This window comes from Chloroflexota bacterium (genome assembly GCA_020161265.1).
Classification (GTDB): domain Bacteria; phylum Chloroflexota; class Chloroflexia; order Chloroflexales; family Herpetosiphonaceae; genus Herpetosiphon.
In genome coordinates this window covers 76612-94151 of the sequence record JAIUOC010000002.1, presented here as the reverse complement: position 1 = coordinate 94151, position 17540 = coordinate 76612, and the positions used below count along the sequence as shown (strand labels likewise).

Sequence of the window (17540 nt, the reverse complement as noted above, 5' to 3'; positions counted from 1 at the left end):
TACGGCAGCAAGCTCTGAATTGTTGCGTTAACGTTTGGATAGCGCCAAGCGGATGCCAAAGCCAAACAGAATCAGCCCCGTACTGCCTTCGATCCAAGCCCGCACCCGTGGCTTGAGCATCCAACTGCGCATTTTATCCAAACTCAAGGTAATCAGGCCTAACCAAACGATGCCGAGCACAAAATGAATCGAGGTTAACAGCAATGAGCGCAACATCACTGGATCGTTCGGGCGAATGAATTGGGGTAGGAATGCTAGATAAAACAGGGCTACTTTGGGGTTCAAGACGTTGGTAATTAAGCCTTCGCGGTAGGCATGCCATGGGTTGAGGCTTGGCTCAGCAGTGCTTGTTAATTCATTGGTCGGTTGATTGGGGTTGAGTGCACTGTGCAGCGATTGCACCCCAAGATAACATAAGTAGAGTGCTCCCGCCCATTTAACCACGCTAAATGCCATTGCCGAGCGAGTTAAAATCAGCGATAAACCGAGGCCTGAGAGCAGTGCATGGATGAACAAGCCAGAGCTAACGCCAAGTGTCGCCAGCATCCCAGCTTTGCGGCCACGCGCTAAAACATTGCGCATAACCAACAGCGTATCAGCACCTGGCGTGATGGTTAATAAGGCGACGGCGAGCGTGTAACCAATTAACTGAGCATCAAACATACGCTGCTCCTATATAAAGTAAAGCCCCTCTCCTGTTTATTCACAAGAGAGGGGTTGGCTTGAGCTAACGATTATTCCTCAAACACAGCTTTCACGCGGAAATAATCACCTTGACGATCGGGTGCGTTGGCCAGCGCGGCATCAACTGGCAAACTCGATGTGACTGCATCAACCCGCGTGACGTTGGTCAAATCGGTCACTTGCGCGGTAATGGGCACATCGGTCACATCAATTTCTTGCAACATCTCAATATGATCAAGAATCGAGGAAAGCTGCAAGCGCATGCGTTCCATCTCATCCTCATTCAATTTCAAACGAGCTAAGTGGGCCACTTGGCGCACTTGTTCAGGAGTTAACGACATAGCATCCTCACAATTACTACTAGCGCGAACGGTAGCCCATTATTGCCCCGCCGATGACCGAGAGCAATAGCACGACGATCAGCACTGGTTGATCGATTTTTAGCACCCAACCAACCATACTTGCCATCATGCCACTGAAAATTCCACTACCGATTGCATACCCCAGCCGATTTGGCTGCGATTTAGGTTTTGCCATTGCTGCCTCGATTGTACCAGATTTCGTTCTGGGAACTTTTACGATTCACCTGTCGTTAGTCTAGCATAAACAAATCATTTGAAAGGAATCTTCCAGTGCTTCGACGAATTACGGCAATTGTTGCCCTTTTAGTTTTGGCTGCTTGTGGTAATCAAACCACCGCAACCAGCGTTCCTACCGTCCAAACGAGCGTAACTGCTACTCCGCCGGTTGCCAGTGGCTTTGCATATGACACGAGCGCAGCGGTAACTATCGTAGAATTGCGCAATGAAGGCGGCTTTGTCACTCCGCTGTACAATAAATTATTGTCTGTGCCACAGTTTCGCTTGTATGGTAATGGCGAGCTGATTTACCAATATTATGATGCAGATAGTAAATTGCTTTGGCAACAAACCACATTAACTGAAACTCAAATTCAGCAATTGCTGAACGATCTGCTTGGCGCTGAGCAAGCTTTTTGTCTCGACACACCATTGGGCGATCCCGAGCCGATGATCTCAGATGCCAATGTAACAACCTTGACCGTGAATTTGACCGAGCGTTCGTGCAGCGCCCAAGCCTACGCTGCCTTTGCCGAACAACGCTCAGGCCTGAATGCTGATGGTCAACGCCGTTTTGTCCAATTTCGCAAAGCTTTAACCACAGTTGAAGCCTTGATGCAAGTGGAAACCAAGCCCTATCAAGCCCAAGGGGCAACGATTTACTTGGAGCCAGCAGGCGCTGAAGAAATTGCAACCGCTCAAGAATGGACGTTCAAGGCTGAGTTGCGTGAAGGCAATGTGGTAACCGATAGCGAAGCCGCTGCACTTGTGGCCTTTGCGGGCGCTCCAACGTTGGTAAAATCGGGCGAGCAAACCTTCCGCGTGGTTGCTGTACCAATTTTGCCATAATAGTAGCTAAAAAAGGCGCTTAGTTGGATCTATAATCCAGCCAAGCGCCTTTTTTAGCTAGTACTGATTGTAAAATTACTTAACCGCGTTGATCAACACCATTACAATAATAAATACGGCCAAAGCTGCTAAACCATATTGATGAGTGATATTGGCATAGCGGCCTTGGCGAATTTCAAGCGGCAAAGCTTCTTTTGGCACAACTTGACGATATAAGCAGTTGGGGCAAGTTTCAACATACTGATGGCTGGTAATTGCTCCAAAAATGAAATACAAATGAACATAGACATAGATCATGTGAACATGAAACGCTACACCCAATTTGCAGCCGGGGCAGGCATGCCAAAAAGTCTTTAAGGTATCTACTACCTTGCTGTCCTTGCCAAAAATCATGGCCAACTTCCTCTCAATTCAACTAAACTGGGGTTATTGCGCTATTTGACCATAGCGGAAGCGGAAAATTATCAACCTTACGGCCTATTCTTTAACAATTGGCTCGCCGGTTGCGCGATCAAGCCGAGGGCGCAGAAAATTGTAGACCGCGCCACGCCGATTGGCGCTCAGTTTGCTCCAAGTCAGGCTAATAATTTCGTGCAATTGCTCAGGATTCAGTTTGTTGATTATGCCACTGCGAACGAGCAAGCGTTGCACGCCGCCCCGTGGCTCTAGCCCAATATCAACTGTGGCAGCGCCTGCAATTGCGCAACCATCTTCTGCAACGCGCAATAATTCATCAATTAATGTTTCGGCATGTGGCACAACTTGCAAGCCATTTAATGTCACAATTTGGATGAATTGATCAGCATGAAAAGGTAAGGCAGTCATGTCGGCACAAATTAAATGTACGTTGATAATGCCTTTTTTGGCTAATTCAACTTGGGCTGTTCGCAGCATTGGCATTGCCAAATCGATCCCAACCACCTGTAAATTGGGGCGTTGCGCATATAAATCGATGGTTAATCGACCTGTACCGATTGGCGCTTCGATTGCCCAACCCTCATGTTGCAAGGCTTTGGCGACTAAGGCAGTTTGTTCAGAGCCAGCCATGCCCAGCCAGCGAAAAATCCCATGATGCACCAGCAGATCATAGGCACGCGGAAATTTATAGGGCAATTGCTGAATCAAAGGGCGCAGGCCAGCCAAAAAGCGCTTCACAACGATTATCTCCAATAAAAGACCTGCTGTATTATAGCCAAATCTCAATTATTTGCGACTAAATAGATTGCCAAACCAGCCGCGCAAGGTCAAAAGCCAATTGCGAATGCCTAAACCTAGCCCAAGCGCCGCCGCTCCAAATGCCACTAAACCCAGCCAGCGAATTTGCCAGATCGCGCTGCCTAGCAAGGCCAATACGGTGATGATGACGCAAGCATCAATTAACCAACGCTGTTGCGGTGATGTTTGATAACTACTGCGACTGCTGATTCGTTGCCATAGCCAACCCACGAGTGTAATTAGGGCAATCCATTCCCACACCGATAAACGCATAAGCCAACGCATAAACGCTCCTGATGCTTGCTCAATCTAGCGTATTATAGCCAATGGCCTGCGAAGTGGATGCATGCTAGGCAGTTTTTTCGACCCAATTAATTACCTCTTTATTGACATAAGCTTCTTGTTCGGCATATGGTAAATGGCCAACATGGGGAATCGCCAAGAGATCGGCGTGGGGAATATTGAGTTTAAGCCATTGGGCCTGTTTAAATGGCACAATTGGATCATGCTGGCCATGCACAATTAGCGTTGGAACGGTGGTTGGTTTGGCCATAATCAACGGACGAATATCAGCCTGTTTGAGCACGGTGGTGATGCCTGCGATGCCAGCAATCGGGGTTTGTTGCATTTGCTCGTAGCCATCGCGAATCGTTTTTACCACTTTGGGATTACTATAAAAGCCTTGGCGATCTTTAATGAAGGCCACCAGTGATTTGGAAAAAGCCCAATGGCTACAGCGGCCTAAGCCCAGTGAGCTATGAATAATCGCTTTGAGCAAGCTGGGCTGGCCGACAAACCGTTGCCATACGTTGACAATCCCAGTCAATTCCGACCAAACAACTGGCGAAAGCACAATCAGGCGTTTGACCAATTCGGGCGCTCGGTGGGCAATTCCCAAGGCAATCAAGCCACCAGTTGAGTGGCCGATGATCGTGGCTGGCTTGCCGTTATTGAGCTTTTTGAGGCTGGCAATTCCAGTTTCAATCAGGTGTTCTTGGGTCCAGCGGCTCCATTGCTGGTTGGGCTGGTTGGGAACGGCTCCATGGCCAGGCAAGCCAACCAATTGCACCTCGCCATGCGGCCAAAGTGCATCCCACAACCAAAAGCGATTAACGGCAGTGATGCCATGCCATGCGATAAATTGTTCAGCGCCAGTGCTGCGTTGCAAAACCCGAATCGCCTCTTGGCCAACCGTACCCTGAACGCTGATCGTGTATTCATCCATGGTATGCTCCCTTTATCGCCATGAATTGATTGCGCCTGTAAACGCAACTCTCTTGCATTACGCTTTAATATAGAGTATTTTTTGGCTTAATGCAAGTCTCTTGCATTAGCTGTGGAAGGATCAAACCCATGAAATCTGAGCCATCTGAGGGGGCTGATGAGCCGAATGTTTATCAATCGTTGTTGCATCGCCAACGGCCAGGCGGGCGCAGTGCTAAGGTGCATGCGGCGGTGTTGCAAGCCACTGGCGAATTGTTGTTCGAGCAAGGCTACGCTCAGTTGCGGATCGCCGATGTGGCTCAACGCGCAGGTGTGCATGAAACCTCAATTTATCGGCGCTGGAAAACTAAGGCTATGCTGGTGGCGGATACCGTGCTCGCCTTGTTTGATCAGCATGTGCCAAACCCTGATACTGGCTCGTTTCGCGAGGATGTCTTGAGCTTTTTGCCTAGTTTGGTACGCTATTTACAATCGCCAGAGGGTGAAGCACTTGGTCGGGCTTGTGTTGACGTTTCAAATTTGGCCGAGGCAGCTGAAGCACGTCAAGCAGTCTGGGGCATTTGGGTCGATCAATTTGCAGTATTGGTTGAACGAGCGATCGCTCGCGGCGAATTGTCAGCCACAATTAATGCCCAAATTTTTCTGGAGATGTTGATTGGACCATTTTTCTTGCGTTTACTCGTGACGGGCGAGCCATTGCACGAAGCAATGGCAGTGCAGGTGATTGATCTGCTTTTACACCATTAAACAAACAACGCAATCGATGCTAACCGATTGCGTTGCTTTTTGGCTCAATTAAATTTATTGGCCTTGTTGACGTTCGTTTTGCTCGCGAGCTTTTTCAACTGCGGTGTTGGTTGGATCTTCATCGCGATCACGACCAACTAAGCCGCCCACGAAATCCTTGGTATATTCAACGATACCACGATCGTGAGGAGTATTCGCTTCGCCTTCTTCACGCCGTTCGTAGCCACGATCATTGCCAAAAACATTGCTAACAAAATCTTTGGTGTATTCAGTAATTCCGCGATCGCGTGGCTTGTTTGATTCTTCGGTTGTTGGTTGCTCATTTGGCGTTTCATCGCGATCAAACAAATTTTGAATAAAATCTTTGGCTTTTTCGCCGAAACCGCGTTCATCATGATTGTTTTCGTGATTGCTCATTATCAATTCCTCCAAATTAATTAGGCTTTACGGCGCTGGGCTAATTGCGGAGCTGGTTGGATGCGGCTTAGCACAAAGCCAATCACAACCCCAGCGATGAACCCACCAGCGTGAGCAGCATAGGCGACACCGCCGCTGGTTTGGCTAGTTGTGGTGATTGTGGCAAACGTTGCAATAAATTGCTGCACTGCCCACAAACCAATCATCATCCAAGCAGGAACCGTTTGAACGAAACGTCCGAGCAAGACTTTGACCGAATTGCTGCGAAACATGACGATATAGGCTCCGAGCACACCCGAAATTGCCCCTGATGCACCGACGCTGGGAATTCCAGCGCTAGCTGAATTGAGATTAAGCAGAATGTGTGCCGCCGTAGCGATTAATCCAGTAATCAGATAAAAAGCTAAGTATTTGACATGGCCAAAGGCATCTTCAACATTATCGCCAAAAACAAACAGAAACAGCATATTACCAATTAAGTGTGCCCAACCACCGTGCAAAAACATCGAAGTCAATAAGGTGATCAGGCCATCGCCAGCAGCAATCCGTTCGGGTACTGCGCCCCATGTCATAATAAAATCTTGCAAGGCTTGGCTTTCGCTGCCCAATGAAAATTCATACAAGAATACCAACACATTGAGCGCAATCAGGCCATAGGTTACATAGCCGCGCCGCCGTAGTTTGGAGTTATCGTCGCCTAATGGAAACATAGCGCTAGCCCTCCTTACAATACAGCGTGCTTTTCAGCACCATTTTGCCAATATTCTTGTTTATCGAGGGCCGCCGCACCGTGGTCGCTATGTTCGATCGAGCTGGGGGTGGTTGGCAGCGTTTGATCAAACAAGCCCAAGATGCGTTTTTTCAAGAGTTGACGGCTTTCAGCACCAGTTTGTGGCGCAGTTAGGGCGGCGGTTGCTAGCCCCAACAGGAAATATTTGGCAGCCATCCAAATACTTTTGAAGAAATGTCCAAGCATTGCGTTTCCTCCAACTTATGTGCTTGATAAACGATGTCGCTATTTGCGTTGAAATTGACGACTGAATATCAACCAACTAAGCAAAAAGGATACCAAGGCTATTCCACCAAGCCAAATATAGGTGCTAGCCGCTGGTGCACGGTTGAGCAACATAATTTGTTGATAATTGGCAATGCCATGGGTGACGGGCAAGCCACGAGCAATATTCTGCACAAACGGCAAAAACGATTTTAGCGAGATGAAGAAGCCGCTAAAGAAAACCGACATGAGCAATACCAACATCGAGAATTGGACTGCTTGGCTATCAGTGCTGACCACCGATGAGATGAAAAAGCCAATACCTAGCGAGGCGATGGTCAGCATAAATGTCAATAAGGCGAAATTGAGCAATTGGCCTGTGTAGAAAGGCACGCCTAGCCCAAACACCATTAACGAGACCAACACACTGACAATCACTGCTGCCAAAATTGTGTAACTGGCATATTTGCCAATCAAGGTTTGGAAGGCTGAGAGCGGCGAGACCCGAAACATTTCAAGTGAGCCTTGTTGCAACTCGCGTACTAGCGACAACCCTGCTAAGGTCACCATCATATGTTGCAGCAAAAGCGCTAGCACTGCTGGGGTATAAAAACGTACATAGGCCGTCGCGGGATCTTTGGTGATATCGCCAAGGCTTTCGATTGGCGCAAGATTGTTGGCAACCGAGCGTAATGGCGAAACAACGACTGCCGGATCGATGGCTTGAACCCGATCAGCCTGTTGATCAAGCTCACCGAGCCGTGTATCGAGTTCCGCTAATTTCTGATCTTGCTGCTCCAAGGTTCCGCCTGCGGCCAAATCGCGATCAAGACTATCGAGCGAGGCTTGGAATGAGCTAAGGCTTTGGGTTGAGCTGCTGGTTTCGCTGGCTCCATTTTGGGTCATCGATAAGGCAATTAATTGCAAAGCTCCCGATTCGCGTAATGTTTTGATAGTTTGGCGAGCTTCGTCGCGTTTGTTGCTGTTGAGTTGTTCGCGCAATTGGCTAATTTGCTGGCGAGCATCGCTGACATAATCGCGCAATGTGCCAATTTGCTGCTGGCTCTGGCCAACCACGCTAAACAACATGCCTTTGTTCAGCTCATTAATTTGGGTATACGAAAGATATTCAATCCACGAGCGTAGCAATGGGTCAACTTCGCTATAGATAAAGCGAATATCAACTGCCTTGCCCGTAGAGTAGACTGTGGTCATCTCCAGCGGGAAAATTTCGACCAAATCTAGCTCGTCGTTGTTGAGCGCTGCGACGGCTGGCTCCTCACTTTCATAGATATGCCGCTGTGGATCGATCACAAAGGTATTGCTGATGCGCTTGAGCAATTCCGTTACTTGGGGATCGTCGCGATGGCCTGGTGGCACGACGATGCCCGTGCGCAATTTTGGTTGCTCGCCTTGATAGCCGACCCCAAACAGCGAGAGAATCAAAAATGGCCCGATGATCAAGCCAACCAAAAGCAAGGGTTGTCGCCGCACTGCATTTAATTCTTTGGCACAGAACGCAAAGATGCGCACTAAATCTTTAACCATTGCTCTGCTCCTTGGTCTCTGGTTGCTCAAGCCGTTCCATCAAGGTGATGAAAATATCGTCGAATGGTGGGTTATATTCGCCAACTTGGCGGGTATCGATGGTTGGGTCGGTGGCGAGGGCGGCCAGCAATTCAGGCAACGCTGTGCTGGCATCGTCAACATAGACCATCATGCTGCCCAGCGGTGCATTGTGTGGCCGTTCAATCCCCAACACCAATTGGTGGCGGCTCAAAATTCGCACGGCACTGCGTAGATCATCAGCATCAACCCGAATTGTCAGCACGTCGCTGCCTAAGGCGCGGCGGCGCAAGCCATCGGGCGTATCGACCAGCAATAATTGGCCATCGCGCATCACGGCCACCCGATCACAATAGGCAACCTCATTGACATATTGGGTGGTGACGACCAGCGATTTGCCCATAGCCTTGAGTTCTTGAAATTGATCCCAGAAGCGGCCACGCAGCACTGGATCGATGCCAGCGGTTGGCTCATCAACAAATAATAATTCTGGCTCATGCACCAAGGCAGCAGCTAATTGTAAACGCCGTTGCATCCCGCCCGAAATATTGCCAGCCAATGTACGACGGGCTTGATCCAGCTCGACAAAGTTCAATAATTCGTCGATCCGTTTACGACGCTTGGTTAGCGAAACGCCATACATCGAAGCGGCAAAGCGCATATTTTCAATCACATTCAGGTTGGGGTATAGTACGAAGAGTTGCGGCATATAACCCAGTTGCTCGCGATCGCGGGCATTGAATGTGGCGGGATTTTTGCCCAATACGCTGACTGAGCCAGTTGTTGGGATATAAACGCCCGTCATCAAGCGCACTGTGGTGGTTTTACCACAGCCCGATGGCCCGACGATGCCAAAAATCTCGCCAGGCTGAATATTCCATGAAACATCGCGCACCACGTCGCGATCGCCAAAACGCTTTGTCACCTGCTGAAGTTGAATCAGCGATTGACCGGCATGTGCTTGCATAAGCTCATTGCTCCTTGCACCAAGCGGCGATACTGCTCTTAACTTGTTGATCGGCTTTGACTCTATTGTATCGTAGCGATCAACCGTAGTTTGAAAAAGGCTCCACGCTTCTAGCAAGATGTAAGCCAAGTCAAGGCAAAAGACAGAAATCAAAAGTCAAAAAAGGAGTAACGTTTTAACGCAGAGGCATAAAAGGATGAGGCATAAAAGGATGAGGGATGAAGCTTTGGGAATAGAACCCTTCGCGCTCTTCGTGGCCTTCGTGGTTTCAGTCTTCGTGCTCTTCGTGGATCAAACCCTGACCAGCAAACCTGCATTGTTGCAGTCGCGCAGATGTGCTAAAATGAGGTACCGAGTTTGTACGGAGTTTTTGAGTATGGCACATGCAACACGGATTGGGCTAGTAACCAGTGGCTCATTATTGGAAGGCCTAACCGCCCGTTTAGATGAACGCTACGAAATTGAGCGTTTGCGCGTTGGTCAATTTATGGTGGTGCAAGGCCGCCAAAACCGCTTTTTTTCAATGTTGACCGATGTGCAACTGGCCGCTACTAGCCTTTCGATTTTGGCTGATCCGCCGGATGATGAGCACCCGTTGTTGCGTGAGATTTTGGCTGGGCGTAACACCTATGGCACATTTAAATTAACCCCTCAATTGATGTTGCCCGAAGATTCACTCGAAACACCCCGCCCAGTTAAGACTATTCCTGCCCATTTTGCGCCAATTTACGAGGCCAGCGAGGATGATTTTGGCTTGGTGTTTGGGGCTGAGGGCGATGGCAAGTTTCAAATGGGCACGCCTTTGGATATGGATGTCCCAGTCTGTATCGATCTTGAGCGCTTTGTTGAGCGTTCGAATGGTGTGTTTGGTAAATCGGGCACAGGTAAATCATTCTTAACGCGTTTATTATTATGCGGCGTAATTAAACATAATGCTGCGAGTAATTTGATTTTTGATATGCACTCCGAATATGGCTGGAGCGGTACAACCGAGGATAAGATTCAAGAAGTTAAGGGCTTAGCACAGCTTTTTCCTGGCCAAGTCTATATCTACACGCTTGATCCTGAGTCGTCACGGCGGCGCGGAGTAAAATACGATGGTGATATTACGATTGGCCTGAATGAAATTCGGGTTGATGATATTTTATTATTGCAAGATGCGCTGAATCTCAATCCGACTGCGGCAGAATCGGCCTTTATTTGTGCTCAGCGTTTTGGCGACGATTGGATTCAAAAACTGCGTGAATTAGATACAGAACAACTCAAGGAATTTGTCGAATCGACTGGCGCGAATATGTCATCGATGTCGGCACTTTCGCGCAAATTAGCCCAGCTTGAGCAACTCAAATTTGTCACTCGCAAATCGAGCCAATCATCAATTCGCCAAATTATTGATGCCTTGTTGGCTGGTAAAAATGTAGTGGTAGAGTTTGGTCAATATCGCAGTGAATTGGCCTATATGTTGGTTTCAAATATTCTGACGCGCCTGATTTATGATGAATGGGTGCGGCGTACCGAAACCTTCCTTGCCACAAAAAAATCGAGCGATAAACCGCCGCAACTGATGATTACGATTGAGGAAGCGCATAATTTTCTTACACCCAGCTTGGCCAAGCAAACCATTTTCGGCAAAATTGCCCGCGAATTACGCAAGTATTCGGTCACATTGTTGGTGGTTGATCAACGGCCATCATCGATTGATAACGAAGTGATGAGCCAACTTGGTTCGCGAATTACCGCCTTGCTCAACGATGATCGCGATATTGATGCGGTATTTATGGGCGTTGGTGGCTCGAAAGGCTTGAAAACCGTGTTGGCCTCGCTTGATTCGCGCCAGCAAGCCATGATGTTGGGCCATGCTGTGCCGATGCCAGTGGTGATGCGTACCCGAGCCTATGATAAAGCCTTTTATGAAGCGATGATGCAGGGTAATCGACGTGGGCCAAGTTTGCGACCGCGCACCCCAGAACTGATCGATCAAGAAGCTGACGAATTATTTTAAGTGTGCAATAATCCATTCTTCCTAAACGTGATCAGTCAAAAGATGGAGATTGCTAGTTAAAAAGTACTTCGAGAGGGTTGACGATCAACTATGAACAATGCTATAGTGAAATGAGTGGCTAAATGCTGTTGCTCTTACGAGCAACGGCATCACAGCACGCACAATACCGCGATGAGATTGCCACAATTTGCCTTAGCATTCAGGCATGTATAGATAAACTGTCGCCGCGCCTCGTGCCGATGCTTGGGGGGCGGCGTTCGATCATTAGTTTAGATAGAAACATCTTGCCTGCGACTCAACCTCGGAGGAGCCATTTCAATGATTGACAAGCTACTGGAGCTTGCGGCAAAAAATCAAAACCGCATCAAACGCGAAGACATTCTCAGCGTGTTGCCAGAGCCAGAAACGAATATCGAAGCCCTCGAAAGCCTCTACGAACAAATCGAAGAAGCGGGGATCGAGGTTGTTGATGCAGATGAAGCGCCCAACGTTGCCGACCTCGATCTCGATTTAGATCTTGATAGTGATCACGACCTCGACGGAGCCTTGCCTGATCTTTCGGATATTGCGCTCGACGACCCAGTGCGCATGTACTTGCAAGAAATTGGTCAAGTACCATTGCTGACTGCGGCGGAAGAAGTCGATCTGGCCAAGAAGATGGAAGTGGCTCACGCCGCCAACGATACGTTGCTGCAAGATGACGGCATGCTTGAACATGGCGATCGGATTTCATTAAAACGCCATATCGATACTGGCCGAGCGGCTCGTCAACATTTGATTCAGGCCAACTTGCGTTTGGTGGTTTCGATTGCCAAAAAATATACCTCATATGGCTTGACCATGATGGATCTGGTGCAAGAGGGCAATATTGGCTTGATGCGGGCAGTCGAGAAATTCGATTACACCAAGGGCCATAAGTTCTCAACCTACGCGACGTGGTGGATTCGCCAGGCAATTACGCGGGCGATCGCCGACCAAAGCCGCACCATCCGCTTGCCTGTGCACATGGGCGAGGCAATTAGCCAAGTTAAGCGAACGTCGCATAAGTTGCAACAAACTATGCAGCGCGAACCAACGCCCGAAGAAATTGCCGAAGCGATGGGCATTACCGCCTCGAAAGTGCGTCGCACCTTGGAAGCCTCGATGCACCCACTTTCGCTAGAAATGCCAGTTGGCCAAGAAGGCGAAGGCCGCATGGGCGATTTCATTGAGGATGATCGAGTTTCAACCCCAGTTGATGCTGCGGCCATGACCATGTTGCGCGAACAAATTGAAGAAGTTTTGCAAAAATTGCCTGAGCGCGAACGCAAAATAATTCAATTGCGCTATGGCCTTAAAGATGGCCGCTACCGTACTCTCGAAGAAGTTGGGCTAGAATTTGGCATTACCCGCGAACGGATTCGCCAAATCGAAGCTGTGGCCTTGCGTAAACTCCGTCACCCCCACCTTGGCAAGAAATTACGTGGCTATCTTGATTAACGAATGGCGCTAAAACTACCGACCCAGCGCACATTTAACGTGGCGTTGGGTTGATTTTTTGCGTAACAACCTGTTTTATGGTACACTATCGCAGTTTTGCAGCGATCTAAGATTATTTTAACTCTACATGGAGTAGCATAGCAATGGCGAACGAAACTCTACGGTTGGCACTCCAGCCGCGTGAAATTACCGGCAAAAAGGTTCAAAGCTTGCGCGACCAAGGTATTTTGCCAATCGGTATTTGTGGCCGTGGGATCGAACCCTACTCAGCCCAAGTTGACGAACGTGAATTTAACAAAGTGATCAACCAAGCTGGCTATAGCGGCTTGATCGAGTTGAGCATCCCTGGCCAAAAACGCCAAGCTGCCTTCTTGTTGGAAGTCCAACGCAACTCAGTCACCAATCGGATCATCCATGCCGACTTGCGGGTTGTTGATGTCAACGAGCCAGTTGAATTGGATATTCACGTTGCATTGCAAGGCGAAAACGATTTGGTGAGCCGTGGCAACGCTGTGTTGAACTTGGTTCAATCAGTGATTCGGGTGCGGGCTTTGCCAGGCGATGTGCCACATCAAATTGATATTGATGCAAGCAGCTTGACTGAAGTTGGCCAACAAATCTTGGTTAAAGATTTGAGCTTGCCAGCTACCGTGGAAATTCTCGATGATGTTGAAACCTTGATTTTGACCTTGGGTTATCCACAAGCTGAAGAAGCTCCAGCCGCTGAAACTGCTGCTGAATAATTAAATGCCCCTGTGGATTAATCCATAGGGGTTTTTTAAATCCAAAAAAAGGATGTGGTGTATGCCACATCCTTTTTTAATCTATTTAGCTTTTCTTTTTGGGGCGGCCACGGCGAGCGCCAGTTTTACGAGCTGGTTGGCTTTGTGGGTCGATCACCAAAAATTCAATCCGGTTTTTATCTTTGATTGGGCGGAAGCGTAATACAAGGTTACTACGGCTAGCAGCTTCGCGTACTAGTGCTCGCAACTTGCGTTTGTCTTCGTCATCGCCTAATACCACTTGACCACCAAAACCAGCTTTAGCGTTTTGGAAATAATTGGTATACTCGGCAATAATGCGTTCGCGGGTTTCGCGCTGAACGGCACGCTTTGGTTTTGCCCGTTCTTGCATTTCTTCTGGTGACCAGAGTGTAAATTCTGCCATGGTTTTAGCCTCCGAAAATGATACTATGCTTGTGACGACACGCCATTCTCAATATTCTTGCTCTGTATAGCCTTATCGTATATAGATTTCTGCTTTGTGTCAAGTTTTTTTGTTTCGATTTGGCCAATTTTGGAGGAATTGTGATGGAACATTCATCAATGTTTACACTTGATCAACGTGATGCCCGTAGCTGTTTGTTTAAACGTGCAAATCAGCAAATTCGCATCAGCATCTGTAGCGAACAGCTTATTCGGGTTTGTATTAGTAATGATGCACCATTAGCACGGCGTTCATGGGCGGTTAATCGCGCTGATGATGCATGGGATGCACTTGTATGGTCGGTTTCAGAAAATTCAGATTCAACCAGGATTGAGACGACAAAGCTACAAGTAAATGTTGCACATGCTGATGGCCGAATTACATTTAACAATCTGGATCAGCAGCCATTTTTTAGTGACGTTACGCCAGCAAGCTACAACGCCGATGGATGGGTTGTTAGTAAGCAAATTTATAATTCTGAGCATTTTTATGGTTTTGGTGAACGCACTGGCTGGCTTGAAAAAACAGGTCAGCATTTTTTAAATTGGACACTCGATCCCGAACCGCACCATAGTCCACGCATTGATAATATGTATGCGACGATGCCAGTTTTTATGGGATTGCAGCCTAATCTTTGCTATGGCGTGTTTTTCAATACATCATTTCGCTCAAGTATTGATGTTGGGGCGGCTGATGCTGCATTGTTGAGCTTAAAAACGCAAGGCCCAGATCTCGATTATTATGTGGTTTTGGGTACAACACCTGCCGAAATTACCGCTACTTGGCGTGAATTATTGGGAGCAATGCCCTTACCGGCCTATTGGGCGCTTGGTTATCATCAAAGTCGCTGGGGCTACGATTCAAGTATGACGATGCAGGCAATTGCTGATGAATTACGTGCTCGTAATATTCCTTGCGATGCGATTCATTTTGATATTGATTATATGGATGGTTATCGGGTTTTTACTTGGCATCCTGAACGTTTTGCCCAGCCAACCCAATTATTGCAAAATTTGGCTCGCGATGGCTTTAATGTGGTAACAATCATCGATCCTGGAGTCAAAACTGACCCAAATTATGTAGTATTTGCCGAAGGAATCGCCAACGATTATTTTATTAAGCGAGCTGATGGGACGTTATTCAGTGGCTATGTTTGGCCTGATGATAGCGCATTTGCTGATTTTACGCGGGCTGATGTGCGTGAATGGTGGGGAAATTTACATAAAAGCTTAATCGATGCTGGAGTACGCGGCATTTGGGATGATATGAATGAACCAACCGTGTTTGACCGACCTTTTAGCGAAGGTGGTGGCAATGGGGGTACGATCGATCTGAATGCTCCGCAAGGATCTGCCGATGAGCGTGTAACTCACGCCGAAGTGCATAATTTGTATGGTTTGTTAATGGCTCGCTCAACCTATGAAGGTTTACGTCAATTGCGCCCGAATGAGCGACCATTTGTATTAACTCGCTCAGGTTTTGCTGGCTTATCACGGTGGGCAACCCTCTGGACTGGCGATAATTCGGCATTGTGGGAACATTTAGAAATGATGTTGCCACAAATTGCCAACTTGGGGCTTTCAGGAATTCCGTTTGTTGGCGTGGATATTGGCGGATTTTTTGGCAATGCTTCGCCGGAATTATGGGCACGTTGGGTTCAAGTTGGGGCATTTTTACCATTTTGCCGTGGGCACTCATGTTCAGGTACACGTCCAGCTGAGCCGTGGGCGTTTGGCGAACGTACCGAAGCGATTGCGCGGACTTACCTTAGTTTGCGCTATCGTTTATTGCCCTATTTGTATAGTTTGTTTTATCAGGCTTCAACCACAGGTGCGCCAATTATTCGGCCATTGGTATATGAATTTGCAACTGATCCGACCACGCACGCCTTACATGATCAGGTTTTGTGTGGCCCGCAATTAATGCTTGCACCGATTGTACGGCCTGGAGCTGAGTATCGCTCGGTTTATTTGCCAGCTGGTGAGTGGTACGATTGGTGGACGGGTGAGCGAATCAAGGGTTCGCAGCATATTTTGGTGCATGCGCCGCTTGAACGTTTGCCGCTGTATGTGCGAGGTGGGGCGATTTTGACCCTCGGCCCAGTGCTCAACTACACTAGTGAAGCCCCGCTTGATCCTTTAACCCTTGATGTTTACCCTAGCGGCACAAGCGAATGGACGCTCTACGAGGACGATGGCATCTCGTTCGATTATGAACAGGGCCAAGCAGCGACCACAATGTTTAGCTGTGTTGAAACTGAGCAAGCAATTAGGTTGATAGTTGCTGCCCGTCAAGGTGCTTGGCAACCTGCCCCGCGCACGATCGTGGTGAATCTGCATTCGTTGCCGCCCAAAGCAGTTTTGTTTGATACGAATGCAATCGAATGGGTCTACGCCGAAGGCGCGACAACCGTGAGTTTTGCTGACGATGGCTTGGCCCACACGCTTGAGGTGCAGTTGTAAGGCCGACCATCGCGCAACGATGAACGAGTTATCCTCTGGTTTCTCACCTCTAGCCAATTCGTCTGCCATAGTATGAAAATGCTAGAGGTGAGGAATGCTCAGTCAGGAGTCAGCGCTGTGGGATTACGCTTAATTGTTGATAGCGATCTTGCAATTGATGATTGGTTGGCTTTAGGCTATGTGGCATGTCATCCTGCAATTGATTTATTGGCGATTACCGTTGCAGCGACAGGTGAGGCGCATGCTAATCCTGCAATCAAGCGTGCTCATGGCTTGTTGCGCTTGGCTGGGCATGCGGCTGTGCCGGTTGGGGCGGGGCGTAAGCGACCATTACGCGGCAATAACCGCTTTCCTTGGTATTTGCGTTGGGCCATGGATGTGGGCTTGTTGCTGCCCGTGCCTAAAGTGCGACAAGCCCAAACGTTATCAGCACTTGATCTGCTGCTGCAACAATTATTAGGTAGTGAGCAGCCAATCACCCTGCTTTGCATTGGCCCTTTGACCAATATTGGCGAATTATTGCAACTTTACCCCACAATTGCCGCGCGGATCGAGCGGTTGGTGATTATGGGTGGAGCGGTGCATGTGGCTGGCAATATTGATAGCATCATTCGCACGAATAATCTGACGGCTGAATGGAATATCTATATCGACCCGTATGCCACGCGGCTTGTACTGGAATCAGGCCTGCCAATCACCTTGGTTCCGTTGGATGTGACCAATAGCGTGCCTGTCGGAACCAGCTTTTTTGAATTGATTGAGTCAACCCCCAACACAGCGATTGCTGCACATATCAAACAGATCTTGGAGCGGATGCGAAAACTTTCGCCTAAGCATGGATTGTATTTTTGGGACCCACTAGCGGCGTTTGTGGCGGTGCATCCTGAGTTAGTGCAATATCAACCAATGCTCTTAAAGGTTGTTGAAACGGCGGGTGCTGAGCAAGGCCGTTTGGTCGAAGCTGCTGATGGAACCTTAGTTGATGTGTGCATTGGAGTTGATCGAACCTCTTTTGAGCAACATTTTTGGCAGATTGTTAATGGTGTTGCCAAGTAAAGCCCTGAGGTGCACCAAGCTACCCTAGATCTAGAATAGGATAAAAACAGTGTATAATTCAGCATCCAAATGGTATGCATTGTGCATGATTCAG

20 protein-coding genes are annotated in these 17540 nt (G+C 48.3%); 7 read left to right on the top strand and 13 right to left on the bottom strand.

The window, feature by feature from the left end:
• Nucleotides 1–27: 27 nt before the first annotated feature.
• From LCH85_04760 to LCH85_04750, 3 genes are all read right to left on the bottom strand, one after another.
• Nucleotides 28–663, bottom strand: coding sequence for a LysE family translocator (locus LCH85_04760; protein ID MCA0351286.1), 636 nt, complete (start codon nt 661–663; stop codon nt 28–30).
• Between the two features lie 71 nt (nt 664–734).
• The gene (gene gatC / locus LCH85_04755) at nt 735–1025 is read right to left on the bottom strand and encodes an Asp-tRNA(Asn)/Glu-tRNA(Gln) amidotransferase subunit GatC (protein MCA0351285.1); all 291 of its coding nucleotides are present in this window, start codon (nt 1023–1025) and stop codon (nt 735–737) included.
• Nucleotides 1026–1044: 19 nt separating this feature from the next.
• Nucleotides 1045–1221 (bottom strand): hypothetical protein, encoded by a 177-nt coding sequence (locus tag LCH85_04750; GenBank protein ID MCA0351284.1) that lies wholly within the window; start codon nt 1219–1221, stop codon nt 1045–1047.
• A 95-nt stretch (nt 1222–1316) separates the two neighbouring features.
• Between LCH85_04750 and LCH85_04745 the strand changes: the two genes are divergently transcribed.
• On the top strand, nt 1317–2111 hold the full coding sequence (locus LCH85_04745) for a hypothetical protein (GenBank protein MCA0351283.1): 795 nt from the start codon (nt 1317–1319) through the stop codon (nt 2109–2111).
• Between the two features lie 75 nt (nt 2112–2186).
• Here the strand turns inward: LCH85_04745 and LCH85_04740 are convergent, their stop codons facing one another.
• The 4 genes from LCH85_04740 to LCH85_04725 form a co-directional block, all read right to left on the bottom strand.
• The gene (locus LCH85_04740; GenBank protein ID MCA0351282.1) at nt 2187–2510 is read right to left on the bottom strand and encodes a hypothetical protein; all 324 of its coding nucleotides are present in this window, start codon (nt 2508–2510) and stop codon (nt 2187–2189) included.
• Between the two features lie 78 nt (nt 2511–2588).
• Complete coding sequence (locus LCH85_04735; protein ID MCA0351281.1) at nt 2589–3266, bottom strand: class I SAM-dependent methyltransferase; 678 nt, start codon at nt 3264–3266, stop codon at nt 2589–2591.
• A 48-nt stretch (nt 3267–3314) separates the two neighbouring features.
• Nucleotides 3315–3611: a hypothetical protein gene (locus LCH85_04730; protein MCA0351280.1), complete on the bottom strand. Its 297-nt coding sequence runs from the start codon at nt 3609–3611 to the stop codon at nt 3315–3317.
• A 64-nt stretch (nt 3612–3675) separates the two neighbouring features.
• Nucleotides 3676–4551 (bottom strand): alpha/beta hydrolase, encoded by an 876-nt coding sequence (locus tag LCH85_04725; GenBank protein ID MCA0351279.1) that lies wholly within the window; start codon nt 4549–4551, stop codon nt 3676–3678.
• A 128-nt stretch (nt 4552–4679) separates the two neighbouring features.
• Here LCH85_04725 and LCH85_04720 point away from each other — a divergent pair, with 128 nt between their 5' ends.
• On the top strand, nt 4680–5297 hold the full coding sequence (locus LCH85_04720; GenBank protein ID MCA0351278.1) for a TetR/AcrR family transcriptional regulator: 618 nt from the start codon (nt 4680–4682) through the stop codon (nt 5295–5297).
• A gap of 54 nt (nt 5298–5351) precedes the next feature.
• Here LCH85_04720 and LCH85_04715 read toward each other — a convergent pair whose 3' ends face one another.
• The 5 genes from LCH85_04715 to LCH85_04695 are packed head-to-tail and all read right to left on the bottom strand — an operon-like array spanning nt 5352 to nt 9241.
• Complete coding sequence (locus LCH85_04715; protein MCA0351277.1) at nt 5352–5714, bottom strand: hypothetical protein; 363 nt, start codon at nt 5712–5714, stop codon at nt 5352–5354.
• Between the two features lie 20 nt (nt 5715–5734).
• Nucleotides 5735–6424: a rhomboid family intramembrane serine protease gene (locus LCH85_04710; GenBank protein ID MCA0351276.1), complete on the bottom strand. Its 690-nt coding sequence runs from the start codon at nt 6422–6424 to the stop codon at nt 5735–5737.
• Nucleotides 6425–6438: 14 nt separating this feature from the next.
• Entirely contained in the window at nt 6439–6690 is a 252-nt protein-coding gene (locus tag LCH85_04705; protein ID MCA0351275.1) for a hypothetical protein, read from the bottom strand.
• 39 nt (nt 6691–6729) lie between these two features.
• A complete protein-coding gene (locus tag LCH85_04700; GenBank protein MCA0351274.1) occupies nt 6730–8256 on the bottom strand; it encodes an ABC transporter permease in 1527 nt (508 codons plus the stop codon).
• A complete protein-coding gene (locus LCH85_04695) occupies nt 8249–9241 on the bottom strand; it encodes an ABC transporter ATP-binding protein (protein MCA0351273.1) in 993 nt (330 codons plus the stop codon). Before LCH85_04695 ends, LCH85_04700 begins: the two co-directional genes overlap by 8 nt.
• 376 nt (nt 9242–9617) lie before the next feature.
• On the opposite strand from LCH85_04695, the gene LCH85_04690 reads away from it, so the two are divergent.
• The 3 genes from LCH85_04690 (at nt 9618) to LCH85_04680 (ending at nt 13465) form a co-directional block, all read left to right on the top strand.
• On the top strand, nt 9618–11243 hold the full coding sequence (locus LCH85_04690; protein MCA0351272.1) for a DUF87 domain-containing protein: 1626 nt from the start codon (nt 9618–9620) through the stop codon (nt 11241–11243).
• Between the two features lie 318 nt (nt 11244–11561).
• A complete protein-coding gene (gene rpoD / locus LCH85_04685) occupies nt 11562–12722 on the top strand; it encodes an RNA polymerase sigma factor RpoD (protein ID MCA0351271.1) in 1161 nt (386 codons plus the stop codon).
• A 143-nt stretch (nt 12723–12865) separates the two neighbouring features.
• Nucleotides 12866–13465 carry a 50S ribosomal protein L25 gene (locus LCH85_04680; GenBank protein MCA0351270.1) on the top strand — a complete coding sequence of 200 codons (600 nt, stop codon included), beginning with the start codon at nt 12866–12868 and terminating at the stop codon, nt 13463–13465.
• Between the two features lie 85 nt (nt 13466–13550).
• Here the strand turns inward: LCH85_04680 and LCH85_04675 are convergent, their stop codons facing one another.
• Complete coding sequence (locus LCH85_04675) at nt 13551–13889, bottom strand: hypothetical protein (protein MCA0351269.1); 339 nt, start codon at nt 13887–13889, stop codon at nt 13551–13553.
• Between the two features lie 143 nt (nt 13890–14032).
• Here LCH85_04675 and LCH85_04670 point away from each other — a divergent pair, with 143 nt between their 5' ends.
• Nucleotides 14033–16390, top strand: a complete 2358-nt coding sequence (locus LCH85_04670; protein ID MCA0351268.1) for a glycoside hydrolase family 31 protein — start codon at nt 14033–14035, stop codon at nt 16388–16390.
• A gap of 117 nt (nt 16391–16507) precedes the next feature.
• Nucleotides 16508–17446, top strand: a complete 939-nt coding sequence (locus LCH85_04665; GenBank protein ID MCA0351267.1) for a nucleoside hydrolase — start codon at nt 16508–16510, stop codon at nt 17444–17446.
• Nucleotides 17447–17540: the final 94 nt, after the last annotated feature.

Excerpts from the sequence above, each read along its gene's own strand:
- LCH85_04700 (MCA0351274.1), bottom strand. The coding sequence starts at position 8,256 with ATGGTTAAAGATTTAGTGCGCATCTTTGCGTTCTGTGCCAAAGAATTA.
- LCH85_04705 (MCA0351275.1), bottom strand. The coding sequence starts at position 6,690 with ATGCTTGGACATTTCTTCAAAAGTATTTGGATGGCTGCCAAATATTTC.
- LCH85_04690 (MCA0351272.1), top strand. The coding sequence starts at position 9,618 with ATGGCACATGCAACACGGATTGGGCTAGTAACCAGTGGCTCATTATTG.
- gatC (MCA0351285.1), bottom strand. The coding sequence starts at position 1,025 with ATGTCGTTAACTCCTGAACAAGTGCGCCAAGTGGCCCACTTAGCTCGT.
- LCH85_04675 (MCA0351269.1), bottom strand. The coding sequence starts at position 13,889 with ATGGCAGAATTTACACTCTGGTCACCAGAAGAAATGCAAGAACGGGCA.
- LCH85_04680 (MCA0351270.1), top strand. The coding sequence starts at position 12,866 with ATGGCGAACGAAACTCTACGGTTGGCACTCCAGCCGCGTGAAATTACC.
- LCH85_04670 (MCA0351268.1), top strand. The coding sequence starts at position 14,033 with ATGGAACATTCATCAATGTTTACACTTGATCAACGTGATGCCCGTAGC.
- LCH85_04750 (MCA0351284.1), bottom strand. The coding sequence starts at position 1,221 with ATGGCAAAACCTAAATCGCAGCCAAATCGGCTGGGGTATGCAATCGGT.
- LCH85_04725 (MCA0351279.1), bottom strand. The coding sequence starts at position 4,551 with ATGGATGAATACACGATCAGCGTTCAGGGTACGGTTGGCCAAGAGGCG.
- LCH85_04710 (MCA0351276.1), bottom strand. The coding sequence starts at position 6,424 with ATGTTTCCATTAGGCGACGATAACTCCAAACTACGGCGGCGCGGCTAT.
- LCH85_04715 (MCA0351277.1), bottom strand. The coding sequence starts at position 5,714 with ATGAGCAATCACGAAAACAATCATGATGAACGCGGTTTCGGCGAAAAA.
- rpoD (MCA0351271.1), top strand. The coding sequence starts at position 11,562 with ATGATTGACAAGCTACTGGAGCTTGCGGCAAAAAATCAAAACCGCATC.
- LCH85_04695 (MCA0351273.1), bottom strand. The coding sequence starts at position 9,241 with ATGCAAGCACATGCCGGTCAATCGCTGATTCAACTTCAGCAGGTGACA.
- LCH85_04720 (MCA0351278.1), top strand. The coding sequence starts at position 4,680 with ATGAAATCTGAGCCATCTGAGGGGGCTGATGAGCCGAATGTTTATCAA.
- LCH85_04730 (MCA0351280.1), bottom strand. The coding sequence starts at position 3,611 with ATGCGTTGGCTTATGCGTTTATCGGTGTGGGAATGGATTGCCCTAATT.
- LCH85_04760 (MCA0351286.1), bottom strand. The coding sequence starts at position 663 with ATGTTTGATGCTCAGTTAATTGGTTACACGCTCGCCGTCGCCTTATTA.